The sequence below is a fragment of the Herbaspirillum rubrisubalbicans genome (assembly GCF_003719195.1).
GTDB classification, from domain to species: Bacteria; Pseudomonadota; Gammaproteobacteria; order Burkholderiales; family Burkholderiaceae_D; genus Herbaspirillum; species Herbaspirillum rubrisubalbicans.
Genome location: NZ_CP024996.1, coordinates 304,066 through 322,000, shown reverse-complemented (window position 1 = coordinate 322,000; position 17,935 = coordinate 304,066). Strand labels below are relative to the sequence as shown.

General features: G+C 62.2%; 11 protein-coding genes. 3 read left to right on the top strand and 8 right to left on the bottom strand.

Features of this window, described 5'->3' with window-relative positions; translation table 11 throughout:
• Positions 1 to 83 precede the first annotated feature (83 nt).
• Positions 84 to 1,658 (bottom strand): COG3904 family protein, encoded by a 1,575-nt coding sequence (locus RC54_RS01435; RefSeq protein ID WP_231738896.1) that lies wholly within the window; start codon positions 1,656 to 1,658, stop codon positions 84 to 86.
• A gap of 108 nt (positions 1,659 to 1,766) precedes the next feature.
• Positions 1,767 to 3,434 carry an HD family phosphohydrolase gene (locus RC54_RS01430; protein ID WP_058893978.1) on the bottom strand — a complete coding sequence of 556 codons (1,668 nt, stop codon included), beginning with the start codon at positions 3,432 to 3,434 and terminating at the stop codon, positions 1,767 to 1,769.
• Between the two features lie 458 nt (positions 3,435 to 3,892).
• On the opposite strand from RC54_RS01430, the gene RC54_RS01425 reads away from it, so the two are divergent.
• Positions 3,893 to 4,666, top strand: coding sequence for a 3',5'-cyclic-nucleotide phosphodiesterase (locus RC54_RS01425; RefSeq protein ID WP_058893977.1), 774 nt, complete (start codon positions 3,893 to 3,895; stop codon positions 4,664 to 4,666).
• A 97-nt stretch (positions 4,667 to 4,763) separates the two neighbouring features.
• On the opposite strand, the gene RC54_RS01420 is transcribed toward RC54_RS01425, so the two are convergent.
• The 4 genes from RC54_RS01420 to RC54_RS01405 all read right to left on the bottom strand — a co-directional run bounded on the left by RC54_RS01420 (position 4,764) and on the right by RC54_RS01405 (position 14,003).
• Entirely contained in the window at positions 4,764 to 5,537 is a 774-nt protein-coding gene (locus RC54_RS01420; RefSeq protein WP_061789475.1) for a FecR family protein, read from the bottom strand.
• A gap of 22 nt (positions 5,538 to 5,559) precedes the next feature.
• On the bottom strand, positions 5,560 to 9,555 hold the full coding sequence (locus RC54_RS01415) for a beta strand repeat-containing protein (RefSeq protein ID WP_082803097.1): 3,996 nt from the start codon (positions 9,553 to 9,555) through the stop codon (positions 5,560 to 5,562).
• Between the two features lies 1 nt (position 9,556).
• The gene (locus tag RC54_RS01410; protein ID WP_082803096.1) at positions 9,557 to 11,248 is read right to left on the bottom strand and encodes a ShlB/FhaC/HecB family hemolysin secretion/activation protein; all 1,692 of its coding nucleotides are present in this window, start codon (positions 11,246 to 11,248) and stop codon (positions 9,557 to 9,559) included.
• 481 nt (positions 11,249 to 11,729) lie between these two features.
• The gene (locus RC54_RS01405) at positions 11,730 to 14,003 is read right to left on the bottom strand and encodes a CHASE2 domain-containing protein (protein WP_061789472.1); all 2,274 of its coding nucleotides are present in this window, start codon (positions 14,001 to 14,003) and stop codon (positions 11,730 to 11,732) included.
• Positions 14,004 to 14,187: 184 nt separating this feature from the next.
• Here RC54_RS01405 and RC54_RS01400 point away from each other — a divergent pair, with 184 nt between their 5' ends.
• Positions 14,188 to 15,030, top strand: a complete 843-nt coding sequence (locus tag RC54_RS01400) for an aldo/keto reductase (RefSeq protein ID WP_058893972.1) — start codon at positions 14,188 to 14,190, stop codon at positions 15,028 to 15,030.
• 56 nt (positions 15,031 to 15,086) lie between these two features.
• On the opposite strand, the gene RC54_RS01395 is transcribed toward RC54_RS01400, so the two are convergent.
• Positions 15,087 to 16,343, bottom strand: coding sequence for an Hsp70 family protein (locus RC54_RS01395; protein WP_058893971.1), 1,257 nt, complete (start codon positions 16,341 to 16,343; stop codon positions 15,087 to 15,089).
• Positions 16,344 to 16,645: 302 nt separating this feature from the next.
• Positions 16,646 to 17,002 carry a MarR family transcriptional regulator gene (locus tag RC54_RS01390; protein ID WP_017455108.1) on the bottom strand — a complete coding sequence of 119 codons (357 nt, stop codon included), beginning with the start codon at positions 17,000 to 17,002 and terminating at the stop codon, positions 16,646 to 16,648.
• 258 nt (positions 17,003 to 17,260) lie between these two features.
• Between RC54_RS01390 and RC54_RS01385 the strand changes: the two genes are divergently transcribed.
• Positions 17,261 to 17,872, top strand: coding sequence for a hypothetical protein (locus RC54_RS01385; RefSeq protein ID WP_231738893.1), 612 nt, complete (start codon positions 17,261 to 17,263; stop codon positions 17,870 to 17,872).
• Positions 17,873 to 17,935: the final 63 nt, after the last annotated feature.

The following is a 17,935-nucleotide window of genomic DNA, read 5'->3' as shown; positions in this document are numbered from 1 at the left end:
CCGGGATGTCATACGCAACAGGTCGCGCGGCTGGCATGAGGTGAGCCCGCATTTTACCGCAATGCAGCATCCCCGCCGAGGTGCTATGGGCGGGAATACAACACCCGCAGGGCCATGCGCTTATCCTCCGGGGGCAACTGGTTGACCGCCTGCAGGTAGGCGATGGAAGCATCGCAGGTGGCATCGGGGTCGGCCTGGCGGCGCAGCGGCGAGGACAGCAGTTTCAATTGCTCCTGGGTCAACGGCGCCAGGGCCTTGCGGATGACGCGGGTGCGCTCGGCCAGGCTGTAGCGGCCGGCATTGGCCGGATCGGCATCACGCAGCAGGCGCTGGGTCATCTGTTGCTCGCGATTGGCGAATTCCTGCGGCAGCACCGATTGCGGCGCCTCGCGACCGGCTGCGGCATCGGCACGCGAGCGCGGATAGATCAGCTCGGTGCAGGCCGCCGCGCTGATGCCGCGCAGGGCCAGGGCTTCATCAAGCAGCAATTGTTGGAATTCGGCCAGCGATTGGTCCGAGGCAATCGGCAGCAGGCGCCGGCTCAGCAGTCCGATCTGCTCGCGTCCCACTGCCAGGATCTCGGCATCCGAAGCGTGCGCCTGCACCTTGGCCCAGGCCAGGTCGATGGTGCGGGCGAAATCAGCCGGGTGGTAGCGCGCCATGATGTCGAACAGGGCGCCCTTCTTGAATTCGGCCTCCAGGATGTCGCGCGAGGTGGCGATGGTGGCGATCTGGGCGGTCTCGCCGCCAGGCGCCAGGCGGGTCAACACCCCGGCTTGCAGCAACTGGCCCAGTTCCGGGTACCAGCTCTGGGCCGCGGGGGTGTCGGCGATGCGTTCGATGAACTCATGCGGCAGGCCCAGCTTGCCATAGGTGTCGAAGGTCAGCTTGCGGTCGAAGCTCTTGTTGATGCGGTCATCGCCGCCGACCGTATAGAGCGTATGAAAGCCGATGTGCGCGCGCGGGTCCATGGCGCGGTCGCGACCGGCCAGGAAGGCCAGCGTGCAGGAGGAAGAGCACTCCTGCTCCACGTAGGTATTGAGGTGGCGACGGCGGATCACCTCGCCCACCAGCTTGCCCTCACGCACCCAGCCGCCGGCAGAATACAGTACCACCGTGGTCACGCTCGGGTTCTGCTGCAAAATGGCATCCAGGCCAGCGGCTGCTCCATCGTTCATCCCTCCTTGCAGCAGCACCGACTTGCCATCCACCCGTACCTGATAGACCACGGGCGGACCGAGCTGCTTGCCCAGGGCGATGTCAAATTGTTCACGTAGCGAATGGGCGGCACGCCACGTGCTGGTGGCCATACTGATGACGCCGCACAGGATCAGGAACTTGACCACCACCTCGGCCCAACGTCGGCCACCGCGGCCCACGTGCTTGCTGGCCGAGCGCCAGCAGCCGCATACGCCCCAGGTCCAGGCCAGGTAGCTGAAACCGGCGATGCCCAGCACGCCGGCCATGCCATAGCGGGCCGGCATGTCGTTGGTCAGGCGCGCCAGCACCGAGATGGCCAGCGCCGGCACCAGCGACGTCAGCAGTACGGTATGCAGCCAATAGGAGCGGCCCAGCGAATAATCACCGCGCCAATGGCGGCGCAGGAAACTGGCGGGTGGGCTGACGGGAGCGGAAGATCGGGTTACTGCCTGGGACACGTGATGCTTTTCCTCGATGCGCAATCGCAAGGCGCGAATGCGTCTTCAATGACTGGGACACTTTATGCAGCCATCAGCATAACCCAGCTAGGCGCAACCGTTGCGTTTTCAGCCCCCGTGACCGGGAATACGCGACAGGTCGACTTCGTCGATCTGGCTGGGATGCATGAATTGGGCGGCATACTTTTCATAGATGCGTTCCCGCACGAACAGGTCGAACAGGTCAGGGTCGATGTGGTCACGCGCCTTGAAACCGGCCAGGATCTCCACCGCCTCATTGAGCGTATTGCCACGCTTGTAGGGGCGGTCAACGGCGGTCACCGCCTCGAAGATATCGGCCACGGCCATGATACGCGCCTGCACCGACATCTGCTCGCGCGTGAGTCCCTTGGGATAGCCCTTGCCATCCATGCGCTCGTGATGGCCGCCGGCAAACTCGGTCACACGGGCCAGTTGCTTGGGCCAGGGCAAGGATTCCAGCATCTTGATGGTGATGACGATGTGGTTGTTGATGATGGCGCGTTCTTCATCGTTGAGGGTGCCGGCGCGAATGCGCAGGTTGCTCGCTTCTTCATCGTCGAGCAACTGGCGCAGTTGGCCATCCGGGCCGCGCCAGGTGCGCGCGGCGATGTCCAGCACGCGCTGCTGGTCTTCCGGGCGCATTCCTTCGGTGCCGTAGTTGATCTTGCGCAGGAAGGCGCGCTCCTCATCCAGCTTGGCCAGCTCGGCCTGGAAGGCTGCATCCAGCTCGGCTGCGCGGGCCGGGGTCAAGGCCGCGCCCAGAGCCAGTTTTTGCTGCAACAGTGCGATCTCGGCATCGCGCTTGACGACTTCGAAACGGGTATCGACGAGGTGGATGCGGTCGAAAATGGTTTCCAGCTTGGTCGCCTTTTCCACGATGTGGCTGGGCGTGCCGATCTTGCCGCAATCGTGCAGCAGTCCGGCCAGCCATAATTCGCGGCGGTCGGCGTCGGTCATACGGAAGTCCGCCAGCGGACCTTCGGTGGTGTTGTGCGCAGCCTCGGCCAGCATCATCGCCAGTTGCGGTACCTGCTCGCAGTGACGACCGGTGTGAGGTGATTTGGCACCGATACCGATATTGATGAGCTTGATCAGGCTTTCGAACAGGTTTTCCAGGCGCCCGATCAACTGCTGGTTGGTCATCGCCATGGCCGCCTGCGACGCCAATGCTTCGATGAAGCGCTGATCGGTCTCGGAGAAGGGCTGCGGCTCGCCAGTGTCGGGATCGATCGCATTGATGAGCTGCAACACGCCCACCAGTTCACCCTCGTGATCCTGCATCGGCACGGTCAGGATGGACTTGGAGCGGTAACCATATTTCTCATCGAAGAGCCGCATTCCATTGAAATTGAAGCCACTGGCCTGGTACACGTCGCCAATGTTGACCGAGTGACGGGTATTGGCGGCGTAGGCGGCCACCGCGCTCAGATTGGGCTGGCCATCGGGCAGCGTGAGAGCAATCTCGGGCGTGGAGACGGCGCGGCCGCTGCTGCCGCCCTGGTGCATCTTCAGGGTCTGGTTGACCGAGATATCGAAACGCAGCGCCTCGCCATTGTCGGTGGTGCGATAGAGCGTGCCGCCATCGGCGCGGGTGATGTCGCGCGCGGTCAGCAGGATGCGTTCGAGCAACATGGGGATGTCGCGGTTGCTGCCCAGCTCGCGGCACAGATCGGTCAGTCGCTCCAGCCGGTAGGCGATGTCGCGGTGCTCGCCAGCGGTAGGCGCCAGCTCGTGCATGTTGGCCTGGACACTCATGCTGCCTCCTTCCCAGCGCGGCAGTAACGGCACTGGCCGACTTGGCAAGCGTGGGCTGCTGGATGGACTGCTGGCAACATGCTACTCCCTGAGGCGTTGGCGGATGGACATGGCGAGGTGATTGCCGAGGGCAATTCCGGCGCTTCTTTGCAGATGCTTTTTCGGCATTATGACGATTCTAGAATGAGTACGCATCCACTCTTGCTGCGAGCTTGAGGGGATTTGACCTTCAATTCTGCGCTTGTGCAGCATCCTGCCACATCGCGGCCGTCTACACCGGATTGAGGGATATCCTGATTGCGCTGATGAGCCGAATCCCGTACCATGAAGGATTGTTGCATAATTTGCCACACCTTCCGCAAAGCCAGACCCGTCAAGGGTTTCCGGCCTGCAACAAGGTTCCATTGAAGTCAGCGACAGTCTGGCGTGAACCCACAACCATATGAACGGCAATAACGATGCGTGTTGAAATTCTGGGCTGCAGCGGGGGCATCGGTGGCAATGGTATGCGCACCACTTCCCTGCTCATCGATGACGATATCCTGATCGACGCCGGTACCGGCGTGGGCGACCTGTCGCTGGCGCAACTGACGGCCATCGATCACGTCTTCATCACGCACGCCCATCTGGATCACATCGCCTGTCTGCCGCTGATGATCGATAGCGTGGGCGACCTGCGCAGCGCCCCGCTGACCATGTACGCCACCGCACCGACGCTGGAGATCATCCGCAAGCACATCTTCAACTGGCACATCTGGCCTGACTTCAGTGTCATCCCCAATGCCGAGCAACCCTTCCTGCGCTTTGCCACCATCGAGGTCGGCCAAGCGGTGCCGATCGGCCAGCGCAGCATCACGCCACTGCCGGCCGAGCACACGGTGCCGGCCGTCGGCTACCAGATCAGCAACCACACCACTGGCGCTGCGCTGGCCTTCAGCGGCGACACCTGCATCTGCCCGCCGCTGTGGGAAGCAGTCAACCGTATCCCGCAGCTACGCTACCTCATCATCGAAGCCGCCTTCGCCAACCGCGACCGCGAACTGGCGCTGCTGTCCAAGCACTTGTGCCCCAGCCTGCTGCTGGAACAACTGCAATACCTGCAAGGCCGGCCCGAGGTTCTGGTGACCCACGCCAAACCCGGCCAGTTGCAAGAGATCACCGCCGAGATCGGCTCTGGCCACGGCCCTCATCATCCGCACATGCTGGCCACCGGTACCGTGCTGGAATTCTGAACCACGCACCATTCATCGACCTTCGGTAAAAAGGGCGCCGGCACTTGCGTGCGGCGCCCTTTTTTCATGCCTTGATATTGGCGTGGACGGCGTGCGGCTACTGCGCCACGCACGCATCAAGCTTGGCCGCACCGATCTTCTGGACACCGCTGTTGCCATTGCTGCTGATGGCCGTGGGCATGGTCACCGTCACACCCTGAGCCGGCGGCACGATCACCGGCGGCTGGCCGATCGAGGGCACGAAGCCGAACTGGCCCGCGCTGTAGAGCTGTGATCCGCTCGGGTTGGTGACCTGGATGGCACCGCTCACCACGTCCACATGCAAACCATTGGCAGGCGGCTGGCCGCTGGGGGTGGGCACGCCGGCGCAATCGTTCTGGCAGTACAGGGCGCCGAAGTGGGTACCACGAATACCGATGGTGGCCGTAGGCGTGTCGAAGCTGACGGCTTCGTGATTGCGCTTGCCGACCAGGCCTGTGACCGCACGCAAGCCGCCCTTGACCAAGCCGATGGCGACCGAATCGTTCTTCGGCTCCTTCTCATCATAGATGTACTTGTTGACCGCCACTTCGGTGCCGGGACGTAACACGATCTCGGCATTGTCGAGGAACTTGACGCGGGCATAGGTCTCGCGCTCGGTGATCAAGGTATCGCCTTGCAGGATCGCCGATTTCACCGCCAGCACCATGCGCGTGCCATCGGCATGACGCACGCTGAGTACGCCCGACAGGTGGGTCACCTGGCCCACCGGCTGCGATTGCGCATGGGCCAGCGTGGCCGCCAACAGCAGCCACAGCACCAGGCCCAGCCAGGCGGTTCCGGCAACAGAATGCCGGAACCAAACCGGCAGGTTTTGCTTGAACGATTTCATGGGTATCACGTTATCCATTGGGTCAGGTACACATCGGCAGCGGTTTCTTGTTCTGCTTGCGCTCCCCGCCTTCATCACCGAAATTGCCGGAAGTGCCGCCTGTGGTCTGGCCGCTGCTGTTGTTCTGCTGGATCACGGTGGTGGCTTGGTATCCCGTGGTGTCGGACAGTTGCACCTTGCTCACGGTGGTCTGCAGATTCTGACTCTGCTGGTTCTGCTGTTGCTGGACGATCTGGGTGGTCTGGCTAGGAGCGGAGACGACGGTGCTGCTGCTGTTGCTGACGCCGGAACTGGAGGTGCTACTGCTATTGGCATTGGTCGTGCTGGCTGTCACTGGCGTGCGCGTACCATTGGCATCCCTGATGGTCACCCCCTGCGCATAGCCGATCACCTGGCCCGACTGTACCGAGAACAAAGCTACCCCCGGAGGCGAGGTGGAGATGTTGGCGTTGATGGTCATCGTATCGCCGGCTGACAGGGTGATATTGCCCCCGGTGGATACCAGGACGCCATTGACGATCAGGGTATCGTTATTACCCGAAGAGGCGCTGGCCGTCAGCGTAATGGTGCCAGTAGCACTGACCCCGCCGGCACCAATGGTCAAGGGACTGTGCGTGACCACGCTGACCGAACCATTGGCACTCTTTAACTGACCGGTACTGTTGATGCCCAGCGTAGCCAGGCGACTCGATGCACTGACCGTCGAGCCATCGCTATTGAGCGGCAGGCTCCCCAGGAAATCGGCCTTGCTGCCGATGGCCGAAGTGATCACGCCGCCGGTGTTGTCGATGCTGACGTTGCCGGTGGCAGTCGATACTCCATTGATGCTGACGGCACTGGCGTCGGTAGTGTTGAGCGTATTCTTGAGCGTGATGTCGCCAGCGCCGCTGTTATTGGCGGCAAAGCCGGCGATCTGGTTGCCGGAATTACTGAGACTGATGCCCGTGCTGGCTGCGGCGATCAACTGCGATTTCACATGCAGGCTGGTGCCATCGTTCTGAGCCAGCTCACCGCTGGCATTCAGTTCCAGGTTGTTGGCCGTGATATTGCCCACGGCCAGCGTACCGCAAGTGAGCGAGAACGAGGCATCGGCCAGACTCAGGTTGCCGCCCTGCTGGCTGAAGTAGTCCGCCACCAGGCGCGAGCCGGTGTTGCCGGTGACCGTGCCGTCCGAGACGGTCAGCCTGGCCAGGTGCACGTTGCCGCCCAGGGTCAGGTTGCCCTGGTTGAGCTGTACTGTCAGTGTGGATTGGGCGGTATTGTTGAGGGTCACATTGCCGAGCGTGGTGGGGGATACCGGCCCGGCCAGACGCTGGCTCGGACAATCCGAGCAACTCTGCGAACTGGAGCTATCGATGGTGATGGTGCCACTGCCGCTGGTGTTGCCATTGACGATGAAGGTGCCACCACTGACGTTGGCCGTGCCATTGATGGTGGCCGTATTGCGCACCGTCAGGTTGCCTCCCGACAGATTCAGCGTGCCGCTACCGTCCAGTTCCACGCTGGCGACCACGTCATTGCCGCTCTGATGACTCAGGTTGGCGCTCTGACCAACGACCACATGGTCGATCTGGGTCGGCAGATAACTGCTGCCATCGCTGCTCCAACTATAGTGAGAGCCCCAATCGCCGGCCTCGGACGCCTGGAAGGTCTCGGCGCCACGCAAGGACAAGCCAAGGATGCCGTCACCATAGGACGCCTTGACCATCTGCTCTGCACCGCCCACGGTGATCACGTCACCGGTGACGTAGCGGAAATAACCACCGACAGCCTTGTTGCCAAAGGGCTGCAGGACACTGCTGGAGGTGTAGTTGTTGAGCAGGTGGGTCTGCAAGGTGCCGTTGAGCGTCACCGAGGTGTTACCGACGAAGGTGATCTGATCATATCCGCCACTCACATTGGAGCCGATATCGATGAGCATCTTGCCACTGTCGTGCTGCTCGAATTTGCCGCCACTAATGGTCAACGTCCCCACCGTCCCGGAGCCGCCGGGGGACAGCGTCCCATAGTTATCGATGGAGCCGCTGTTGGTGGCGCTCAGGGTGCCATTGCCGGAGATGGTAGCGTTGGCGTTGTTGGTGATATTGAGCGCACTCAGGGAGGCGCCGTTGCTCAAGGTCAAGGTGCCATTGTTGGTCATGTTCCCCTGCGAGCTGGTCACACTCATGCAACTGATGTTGAGCGTGCCGTTGTTGGTGATACCGCCACTGCCGACGGAAAGGTTGCCGCTGCTCGAAGCCAGGTTCACCGTGCCACTGTTATTGAGCGAATCAATACTGCCCTGGCCGCCATTGAGCGTGAGCACGCCTGCGCTGTTCAACTGCACGGCGCGCGCATTGAGCGTGCCGCTACCCAGATCGACCGTACCATTGCTGATGAGGAGGTCGCCACTGTTGGAGCCATCATTGACAGTGAGCGAACCGCCGTTGAGCACGACGCGCGCGCCGTTACCGACGGTGCTCAAGTGACTTGGACTCTCGCTCTCGACGAAGGAGAGCAGACTCATCGATAGCGGACTATAGCCACTTTTCAGGTTGACATTGAGCTGACCCGATGTGCTGATGATGTTGGCGTTGATGCTGATGTTGTTACCAGCCTGCAGCGTGAGCGTGCTATTCCCACCTGTGGTCTTGCTGATGTCGGCGCTGACGGTGATATTGCCATCCTGCAGACCAACGCTACCGGTGGTGAGCGTGACGCTGGTACCGTTGTTGAGTTGGCTGTTGATGGTGCTGGCGCTGATCTGCGAACCGCCCAAAGAGGATGTCACTGCATAGGCGCCATCTCCATCCTGGCTACCGGCGAGGGTGCCACTGGGCACCACTTCCAGATCAGACGGATCGATCAGCCAAGTGCCACCCGAACCGACCTTTGGCACCTTCACCACATCTAGTTGCTGCAAGCCCGAAGTCTCGACAAAACCGCCCTTGCCCGGCGCCCCGGTGGCCGAGACATCACCATCGATGAAGGCCTTGTTCTGGGCATACAGCGTGACGTTGCCCCCCGTGGTGCCATCGGCGCTGATGCTGGAATTGGCGGTGGTGGTGAGGTTGCCGGCAGCGCGCAGGAAGATGCGTCCGCCTTCGCGTACCACGCTGGAAGCGTTGATCACGCCGCTGTTGGTAATCAAGCCGGCCGCCACGCCGATGCGTCCAGCCTCGGCTGTGATCGTGCCCAGGTTGGTGACGTTGCCGGCGCTGCCGGTGACGTTCACCGTCACGCCTGGGGTGGCGGTATCGGCCAGCGTGACGGTCTGGCCAGCCGCCAGGATCACCTCGCCCTGCGGGCTGGCGATGATGCCGCTGTTGGAGACGCTGCCGCCGATCAGATAGACACTGCCGCCAGTGGCCGAATTGATCTTGCCCTGGTTATCTACCAGACCGGCGCTGCCATCCTTGGCGAAATTGAGCTTGCCGGCCAGGAAGTCGCTGTCGCTGATGGCAAGCGAGGTGGCGATGAAACGCCCCGCATCCACCGTACCGCTGGGACCGATCACCACGCCATTGGGGTTGTACAACACCACCGTGCCATTGGCCGAGAGCTTGCCGTAGATCTGCGAGATGTCAGACCCGCTGACCTTGGCCAGCAAGGCCGCGCTGCTGCTGGGCTGGGCCACGTTGACAGCGGCATCCGAACCAATGCTGAAGGAAGCGAAGCGAGCAATGGCCTGCGGCGAAAGCTGGTTGATGTTGAGCGTATTGCCGTTCTGGTTGAAGCTGACGTTGCCATTGACCACGCTCCAGCCGGTGGGCAAGGCGCCCGGCGCCGGCGCGGCGGCCAGCACCGGTGCCTGCCAGGCGCCGCAGACGGCGGCAGCCGCCACCGAGATGCGCAGGCAGGGCGCCAGCACGCGCAGCCAGGAACGGCGCAACAGGCGCGACAGCAAGACCGGCAAGGGCTTGCGCGCACGCCAGGACAGGGTCAGCTTGCGCTTGCCCACGCGTACCGTGATGGACGGCGGCAAGAGGGCGATGGCCGGCTGGACCGGAGTTTGCACGGGAGTGGATGTCGATGTCATGTCAGAACCCCAGGATTGCGCTCAAGTGGGCGTTGAGATCGCCACGTTGTTCGGTGGCCGAATTGCCATTGAGCAGCACGCGCGCCACGTCCAGGCGCAGGCTGACGTCACGTCCGAGAATGTAGCGCAGGCCGGCACCGAAGCTGGCCAGCGTCACCGTGGAAGGCTGCGTCGAGGCGGCCGTGACATTGTTGTTGGCACCGCGCCCGAGATCGACAAAGGCCAGCAGGCGCAGATTGCCGCGCAGCTCGCTCTTGACCAGCAGGTCGGGGGTATAGATTTCGCTGTTGAGGATCACGCCACTGTCGGCGGCCACTGCACGTTCGGTGAAACCGCGCACGGCATTGGCACCCGCCAGGCCGAACTGCTCCACCGCCGGCAAGGCATGGGGCGACACCTGCAAGAGACTCGCCAGGCGCACTTGCCAGTCGCTTTCGAAAGCCTTCAGCCAGGACGCGCCGCCACGGATGGCGATGAAGTTGTCCATCGACTTGCGCGAACCGGTAAAGAGCGAATAGCGGTCAGTCACCTGCAGCGCATCGTTGCTGCGCGCCTGGCCGGTGGCCATGTTGCGCGCCATGCCGAGGTTGTAGTCCAGCACCTGGCCCACGCCCTGACGCTGGGCGCTGTAGGACACCGACAGCGGCAGCGTCGAATAGGGCAGGCAGGTATTGAGCGATGCGCCATTGAGCAGGCCACCACTGATGTTGCAGGACGAATCGACCTTCTTGTAATCGGCCCCGAAGACCAGCTTGCTGCTCCACTCGCCGCTACGGGCAAAGAAATGGTTCCAGCGCAGCGCATAGATCTCGCCACGGCCAGTGATGTTGAGGGTGGAATTGAGCGCCAGCGTCTGACCTGAGCTGACATTGGACTTGCCGTAAATGAAGTCGAGACTGTCACCCAGCCCATACATCGGCAGGCGGTAACCCAGCGAGTACAGATCCACCTTGGCACCGGACGGGCTGTCGGGCGAAGTGGTATAGGCTACCGTGGCCACGTGGTCGCGATTGAACAGGTTGGAATGCTGCACGGCCACGCCGGTACGCCAGTGCCCGGTGTCGGCGCTGCCGCTGTTGTCCAGGTTGAGCATGACGCGCAGCGGCTTGTCGTCCTTGACGTTGATGGCGGCATCGATCTGGTTGGTGGTCTCGGAGGCCGTCAGCGTGACGTTGACCTGCTTGGCCGGGTTGTCGTTGGCCAGTTGTACCGCTTCGGAAATGCTGCGCAGGTTGGGCGAACTGCCCTCGCGCAGGCCGGGGATGCTGGCGCGGATGTTCTCTTGGCTGAAGTAGCGGTTGTCGCTGACCACCACCTTGCCCACCACCGTTTCCAGCACTTGCAGGCGCACCACGCCCTGGCTCAATTCCTGTTCCGGCACGCTCACCTGCACGGCCGTGTAGCCGGCGCTGCGATAGGCATTTTCCACGGCTTCCAGGGCTTGCTGGATATCGCCGTAGACACGGCCTTTGCCGGTAAAGGGGGCTACCACCTCATCCAGGCGAGTCTGGCTTAACAGGGTATTGCCTTCGATGGCGAAGCGACGGATATCGAAGCGCTCATCCTCGGGCAGTGGCGCGGTGGCCTGTTGCATGACGGCCGCGACGGGTGCCGCCACCGGTTGTGCGATGGCGCCCCAGGCGCTGCCCAACAACGCCATCGCCACCCCATAATGCTCAACGCATCGTTTCATGGTCTTTGCGGCCCGCCCCCGGCGAGCCCTCCCAGTTTTCTTGTTCACGGACCGCAATCGGCCTCGCTCCCTCTGCCCCGGTCTCGTTACCGTGATCCCATGCGGCTACCCCACCCGAGGATGACGGCAACGCGCAGCGTGGTCGGCACGACTTGTGGCCTGACCACGGAAACGAAAACACGAGAAGGAACCCCTGACGCAGACATGCACGACACCAATGTTTCCGCTTCTTGGAGGGCGGATGGATCGCTGCCGGCTGCGCTGCCGCCTTGCTGGGCGGCATCGCGCTTATATGAAGGGAAGTATAGTGACTAGTGCTTGCCGAGTCGATAACAATCGACGAAAAACCGCTTCTGGCGGGCGATTGCGACACGTTGAACCGAGTTTGCTTTCCGTGGGGAAATTATTTTTGCAACGTGGATGTGAATAATTTCACGTAGAACCGATTGCCAGGAACATTTGCTCGCCACGCATCACTGGCCTACTTGGTCTCGAAGGTGGTCACGCCATCCCAGTCGGCCGGCGGTGGCGCCTCTCGATAATGGGCAATGCGCTCCAGATAGAGCGTATAGAGCCCACGTGCCTGAACCGCCTGCAACGCCTGCAACGCCGCCTGCGCCTCATCCCAGCGCTGCGCGCGCACCAGCGCAAGTGCCTCATGCCATTGCTCGACCTCGACGCGCGTGGCGACATCGAGTTCAGTATCCAGGGCCAGCGGTTCATAGATCGGTACCGGTTCGTTCTTGCCCTTGACGCGCACCCGGTCCAGTTCACGGTAGGCGAACTGGGGCGCAGCCAGGCGCGTGGCTTGACCCACCAGCACCCCCACGCCATAGACCTTGGTAATCGCCTCCAGTCGCGAGGACAGGTTGACCGCGTCCCCCATGACCGTATAGGCACGACGGATCTTGGAACCCATGTCCCCCACGCGCATCTGGCCACTATTGATGCCGATGCCGATCTTCAGCGGCGGCCAGTTGCGACGCGTGAATTCCTGGTTCAGTTGCAGCGTGGTCTGTTGCATCTTCAACGCCGTGGCCACGGCTCGAGCAGCGTGATCCGGCACATCCAGCGGTGCGCCCCAGAAAGCCATGACGGCGTCACCGATGTACTTGTCCAGGGTGCCGCGATTGCCGCGGATGTCTTCGGACATGGCGGTCAGGTAGACGTTGATGTATTCGCGCAGCTCGTTGGGTTGCAGGCTTTCGGAGATGGTGGTGAAACCGCGCACGTCGGAGAACATCACCGACAGTTCACGGATTTCACCCTCCATGTTGTAGCTGGCCGGATTGGCCGCCATTTCGGCCACCAGCTCCGGTGCCACGTATTCACCGAACAGGTTGACGATGGCCTTGCGGTTGCGATATTCGAACAGATAGCCCCAGGCCAGGTTGCTGATGAACAGCAGCAGCACCAGCAGGATGCTGGTGGCCAGCGGCAGCACCATGCCGGCGCCATTGTAGAGCCATAAATTCAACCCGCCCAAGGCCGCGGCGCTGCCCAGCGCCAGCAACATCGAGGCCAGCGGCCCCAGCATGGGCAGCAGCAAGCCCAGCAGCAGACCCACCAGCGCGACCTGCAAGGCGTCATAACCCTGGGCAAAGTCGGGGCGGGACTTGAAGTCGTCGTCGAGGATGGAAGCGATCAGGTTGGCATGGATCTCCACCCCCGGATAGATGGCATTGACCGGCGTGGCCCGCAAGTCGTTCAAGCCCGGCACGGTGGTGCCCACCAGCATGATGCGGCCATCGAGCTGCTCATGCGGATAGGTGCCACGGATCACGTCGACTGCCGGTACGTAGCGGAAGGCGCCGCCATTGGGGCCGCCCGGGCCACGATAGGTAACCAGGGTAGTCAGGCCGCGCTCCACCGGTATGAACAAGGGTTGCGGACGCGCTTGCACGGCAATGCCAGCCAAGGCGCCGTAGTCGTATTTCTGACTTTCCATGAGGCCATCGGCGGTGGTCAGAAACACCGGTTTGATGCGCTTGCCGTCCACCGCCACGCGGGCGGTGGCCAGTGCCAGCGACTCATAGAACTGGTTGCCATAACGGGCGATGAGCGGCACGGCGCGCACCAGACCATCGTCACCGGGCACCTGGTTGAAGAAACCACCGGCACGCGCGGCCGCCTGCAACTGCGGCAGGTTGGCGCCATAGGCGCGCCAATCGATCACATCCAGATCACGGCCGCCGAGGTCGGCCAGGCTGAAGGCAGGGGGCGGCAACTGGCCCTTGGTGACAGCCCCCGGCTCGCTGGAAAAGGCATAGCCCATGACCACCGGCTGCCCCTGCAAGGCCGCGGCCAGACGGGCGTCGTAATCCATCTGCGGCTTGAGCAGGCGCAATTGCTGGGCCAGTTGCGGCACGTCCTTCAAGGGGCCGCGCGCCAAGTCTTCCAGGCGGCCATAGCCGGAGGTGTTGTCGGGCTCGGCAAAGACCACGTCGAAGCCCACCGACTGCGCCTGGTAGGTCTGGGTCATCTGCTTGACCAGTTGCGCCACCACATCGCGGCTCCAGGGCCAGCGCCCCAGTTCGGCGATGCTCTTCTCATCGATGTCGATGATGACGATGCGCGGGTCCAGATAGGGCTGGGTTACCCGCATACGCAAGTCGTAGAAGAACAGGTCCAGCCGCTCCACCAGACGATTGGGCAGCACATTCATCACCACCGCCTCGGCCATGCCGGCTAGTACCAGCGCCAGCAGCCAGCGAGCCCAGTATTTGCCAAAGGCGGTACGCAAACGACGCAGCATGGATTACCCCCAATTTCCCTTTTGTTTTGATTGGCTGCGATCATGCCAGTAGTTACGCGCGGCCACAATCGGCGCTGGCCGCATGGATGTTGCAGAAAGGAAAGGCAAGAGGATAAGGCAGCTTGATGAACCGATGGCCAAAATGGGTTCTAATGTTTTCCCGCCACCTTCTTATGGAGCCCGCATGAAGCAGATCCCCTTGATCACGCTGCGCAACGGTGCGCAAGTCCCGACCCTCGGCCAAGGCACCTGGAACATGGGCGAATCCGGCGCCGCCGCGGCCACCGAAGTGCGCGCGCTGCAAGCCGGCATCGACCTCGGCATGACCCTCATCGATACCGCCGAGATGTACGCCGATGGCAATGCCGAGCGCATCGTCGGCCAGGCCATCGCCGGACGCCGCCAACAGGTCTATCTGGTCAGCAAGGTCTTGCCGCACAACGCCAGCCAGCGCGGCACCATCGCCGCCTGCGAAGCCAGCCTGAAGCGCCTGGGTACCGACCACATCGAGCTCTACCTACTGCATTGGCGCGGCCCGCATCCACTGGCGGCCACCGTCGAGGGCATGGAGAAATTGGTCGCGCAGGGCAAGATCGGCGGCTGGGGCGTGAGCAATCTTGATAGCGATGACATTGACGAATTGCTGCAGGAACCGCAAGGCAGCCACTACCTGTGCAATCAGGTGCTCTACAACCTGTCACGCCGGGGCATCGAATACGACCTGCTGCCGCAGGCGCTGGAACAGGGCGTAGCCATCATGGCCTACTCGCCCATTGAGCAGGGACGCATCCTCAAGAACGCTACCCTGGGTACAGTGGCGCAACGCCACGGGGTGACACCCGCACAGGTGGCGCTGGCCTGGGTCTTGCGCCGGCCCGGCGTGATCGCCATTCCCAAGGCGGCCGACACAGCCCACGTCCAGGCCAACCGTGCCTGCCTCGATCTGCAACTGACGGCGGCCGACCTGAAGGAACTGGATGCGGCCTTCCCGCCGCCAAGGCGCAAGCAGCCGCTGGCGATGCTCTGAACTCTAGGGCCTGTTCACATTTAATCTGCGAGATTAAATGTGAACAGGCCCTAAACTTAAGCGAACTTGCGCACGGCATCGATGGCCAGCCCGCTGCCGATGCTGCCGAACAGGTCGCCTTCCACATGCCTGGCCTTGGGCGCCAGCGCGCCGATGCGTTCGCGCAACAGGCGCACGCCGCTGGAGCCACCAGTGAAGAAGACGCTATCGATGTCATCGGCGCGCAAACCGGCCTGCTGCAACAGCGCCAGTACAGTCTGCTCCACCGATTGCACCAGGTGGTCGACGGCGGCGTCGAAGTCGCTGCGCTGCAATTGCAACTGCTCGGGCTTGCGCAGGCGTTCCAGATCCAGCAGGGTCTGGTCGGCCGAGGACAGAGCAATCTTGCCGGCCTCCACCTGCAGCGCCAGCCAATGGCCGCAGCGCTGCTCGACCACGTCCAGCAGTCGGGCAAAGCGTTCGCGGTCGGCCACTTCACGCGCGACGTCCTGCAATTGCTGCCAGGCCTTGCGAGTGTAGAGCTGGTTGATGGTGTGCCAGGTGGCCAGGTTGAAGTAATAGCTGGAGGGGATCTCGGCATTGCCCAGAAGGCGCCCGCCCAAGCCCAGCAGCGGCATCACGCAGGCCAGGCTGAAATACTTGTCGAAGTCGGTACCGCCGATGTGCACGCCTCCATTGGCCAGGATATCGTCGCGCCGCTCGCTGCGCGATGCCCGTTGCGGCGACAGGCGCACCAGCGAAAAGTCGGAGGTACCGCCGCCGATGTCGACGATCAAGACCAGCTCTTCCCTATCGATGCGCGACTCGTAGTCGAAAGCGGCAGCAATCGGTTCGAACTGGAAGGCGATGTCCTTGAAACCGACATCGCGTGCGATCTGTTCCAGCGTATCTTGGGCCAGTTGGTCAGCAGCTGCATCATCATCGACGAAATGCACCGGGCGGCCCAGTACCACCTGGGAAAAGGCGGTGCCGGCGGCGCGCTCGGCACGCTGCTTGAGTTCGCCGATGAATTGCGACAGCAGACCGCGATAGGGCAGCGCCCGGCCGCCGACCTCGGTCTGACCATCAATGGCGCCCGACCCCAGCAGACTCTTCAATGAGCGCATCAAACGGCCCTCATAGCCGGCCAGGTATTCACCCAGCCCGGCACGGCCATAGCTGAAACTGTTTTCATCGGCATTGAAGAACACCACCGATGGCAGCGTAGCGCGCCCGTCTTCCAGCGGCAGCAGCAGGGAATCACCGGCCTGCGGGCGCTGCCAGCCGACCGTGGAATTGGAGGTACCGAAATCCACACCGCACGCGTTCGCCATCGATCACTCCTTCTTTTTGGGGCCGGCAATCATATAGAAAAGCACCGGGCTTGTCTGCACGGGACTTGGAGAGCGTTTGAAGCAAGCAACATGCCGCCCCGGAATGATTGTTCAGTCGATAACACAAGGGCGACAAAAGACACCGAGCGAATCGGCGACCGTCGCAGCGCCTTGCGGGCGGAAGAGGGATCAACAGGAAGTCAAGGACTGCCCAGCGGCAGGCAAGTAGCGGCCGGGTGTTTCCAGGCGTTGACCAAAGCAGGAATGAGTAAAATCTGCCGCTCCAATCGGTTGGACGAAGCTTATTTGTCGCGCGTGGCCTGCACCAGGCACTTGGAGAGTTTGTCGAAATGCAGCCAGGCGGCCTGGCTCAGCTCGACCTGCTTGCGACGCGGATCTTCGGTATCGGCCAGGACAATCCAGCCCTTTTCGCGCATCGACTTGATCCTTGCATGAAGCATGGCCGGCGAGCCGAATTCGCTCTGCGCCATCAGGTCGCGCACCGACAACCGCTGCTGCTCCTGGCCGGCGCGGGCGATGAAAGCCAGGATCCGATCTTCGAGCGGATCCAGGGTGGGTAGTGCAGGCAATCCCCTTAGTGCTTCGGCCAGTTGCAGAAAACGCAGGTAGATATCTGCCGGCCTCTTGTTTTTACCCATATGACGCTGGAGTTGGTTGTCGTTATTCAAGCCTGGATATTGATTGCAGCGTACTTTCTTGGTTCCAGTATTGTTCCAGAATTGATAGCGAATCATACGCCGGGCCCGGCCAAACGTGCAATATCCAAGCCTGCAAGAACTGTAATTCGATGCAAAGGATAGTTTTACGTCCCGATTGGCGAGGCTGGCACGCCACATTGATGAAAATTGTTGAGGTGCACCCGGCCAGCGAAATAGGTAACATACGCGCCGTTCCGCATGTCTCTGCCCCCAGCCGCCCCCGCCATGCACGCCTCACCCGCTTCGCGTTCCTCCCTGCGCATCCACCTGGCCGCCATCGCCGGCACGGCACTGTGCTATTTCTTGTTCTATACCATCAATGAATGGCTGTTCCGGCGCACCCAGTTCACCGAGGGCATCGCCTGGATCTACCTGCCGGCCGGGGTGCGCCTGATCTGTACCTTGCTCTTTGCCGAAGCCGGCTGCGTGGGTCTGCTGATCGGCTCGCTGGCTACGGCCGCCACCTACCAGCTATTCCCACAGGATCTGGTAGCCGCCGCAGGTTACTGCCTGATCTCGGCCGGTGCACCCTACCTGGCCTACCGGCTCACGCTCTCGGGCATGGACCTGGGACGCAACCTCGGTAATCTCACCACCACTCGGCTGATGGCCTGCATCCTGCTCTATGCGCTTTCCAATCCCCTGTTCCAGCTGATCTGGTTCGTCATGCGCGGGGTCTACCCGGATTTCTGGAGCGGCCTGATCGTCATGTCCATCGGCGACCTGCTGGGCTCGTTGATGGTGGTCTATCTGTGCAAGCTGTTGCTCGCATTACTGCCCCGACTACCACTGCCGCGCGAACGTTCTTAACTGCAACCCGCATGGTGTAATACGCACGACATATTTCCTCGCTACGCTGCGCATCGCTATAAA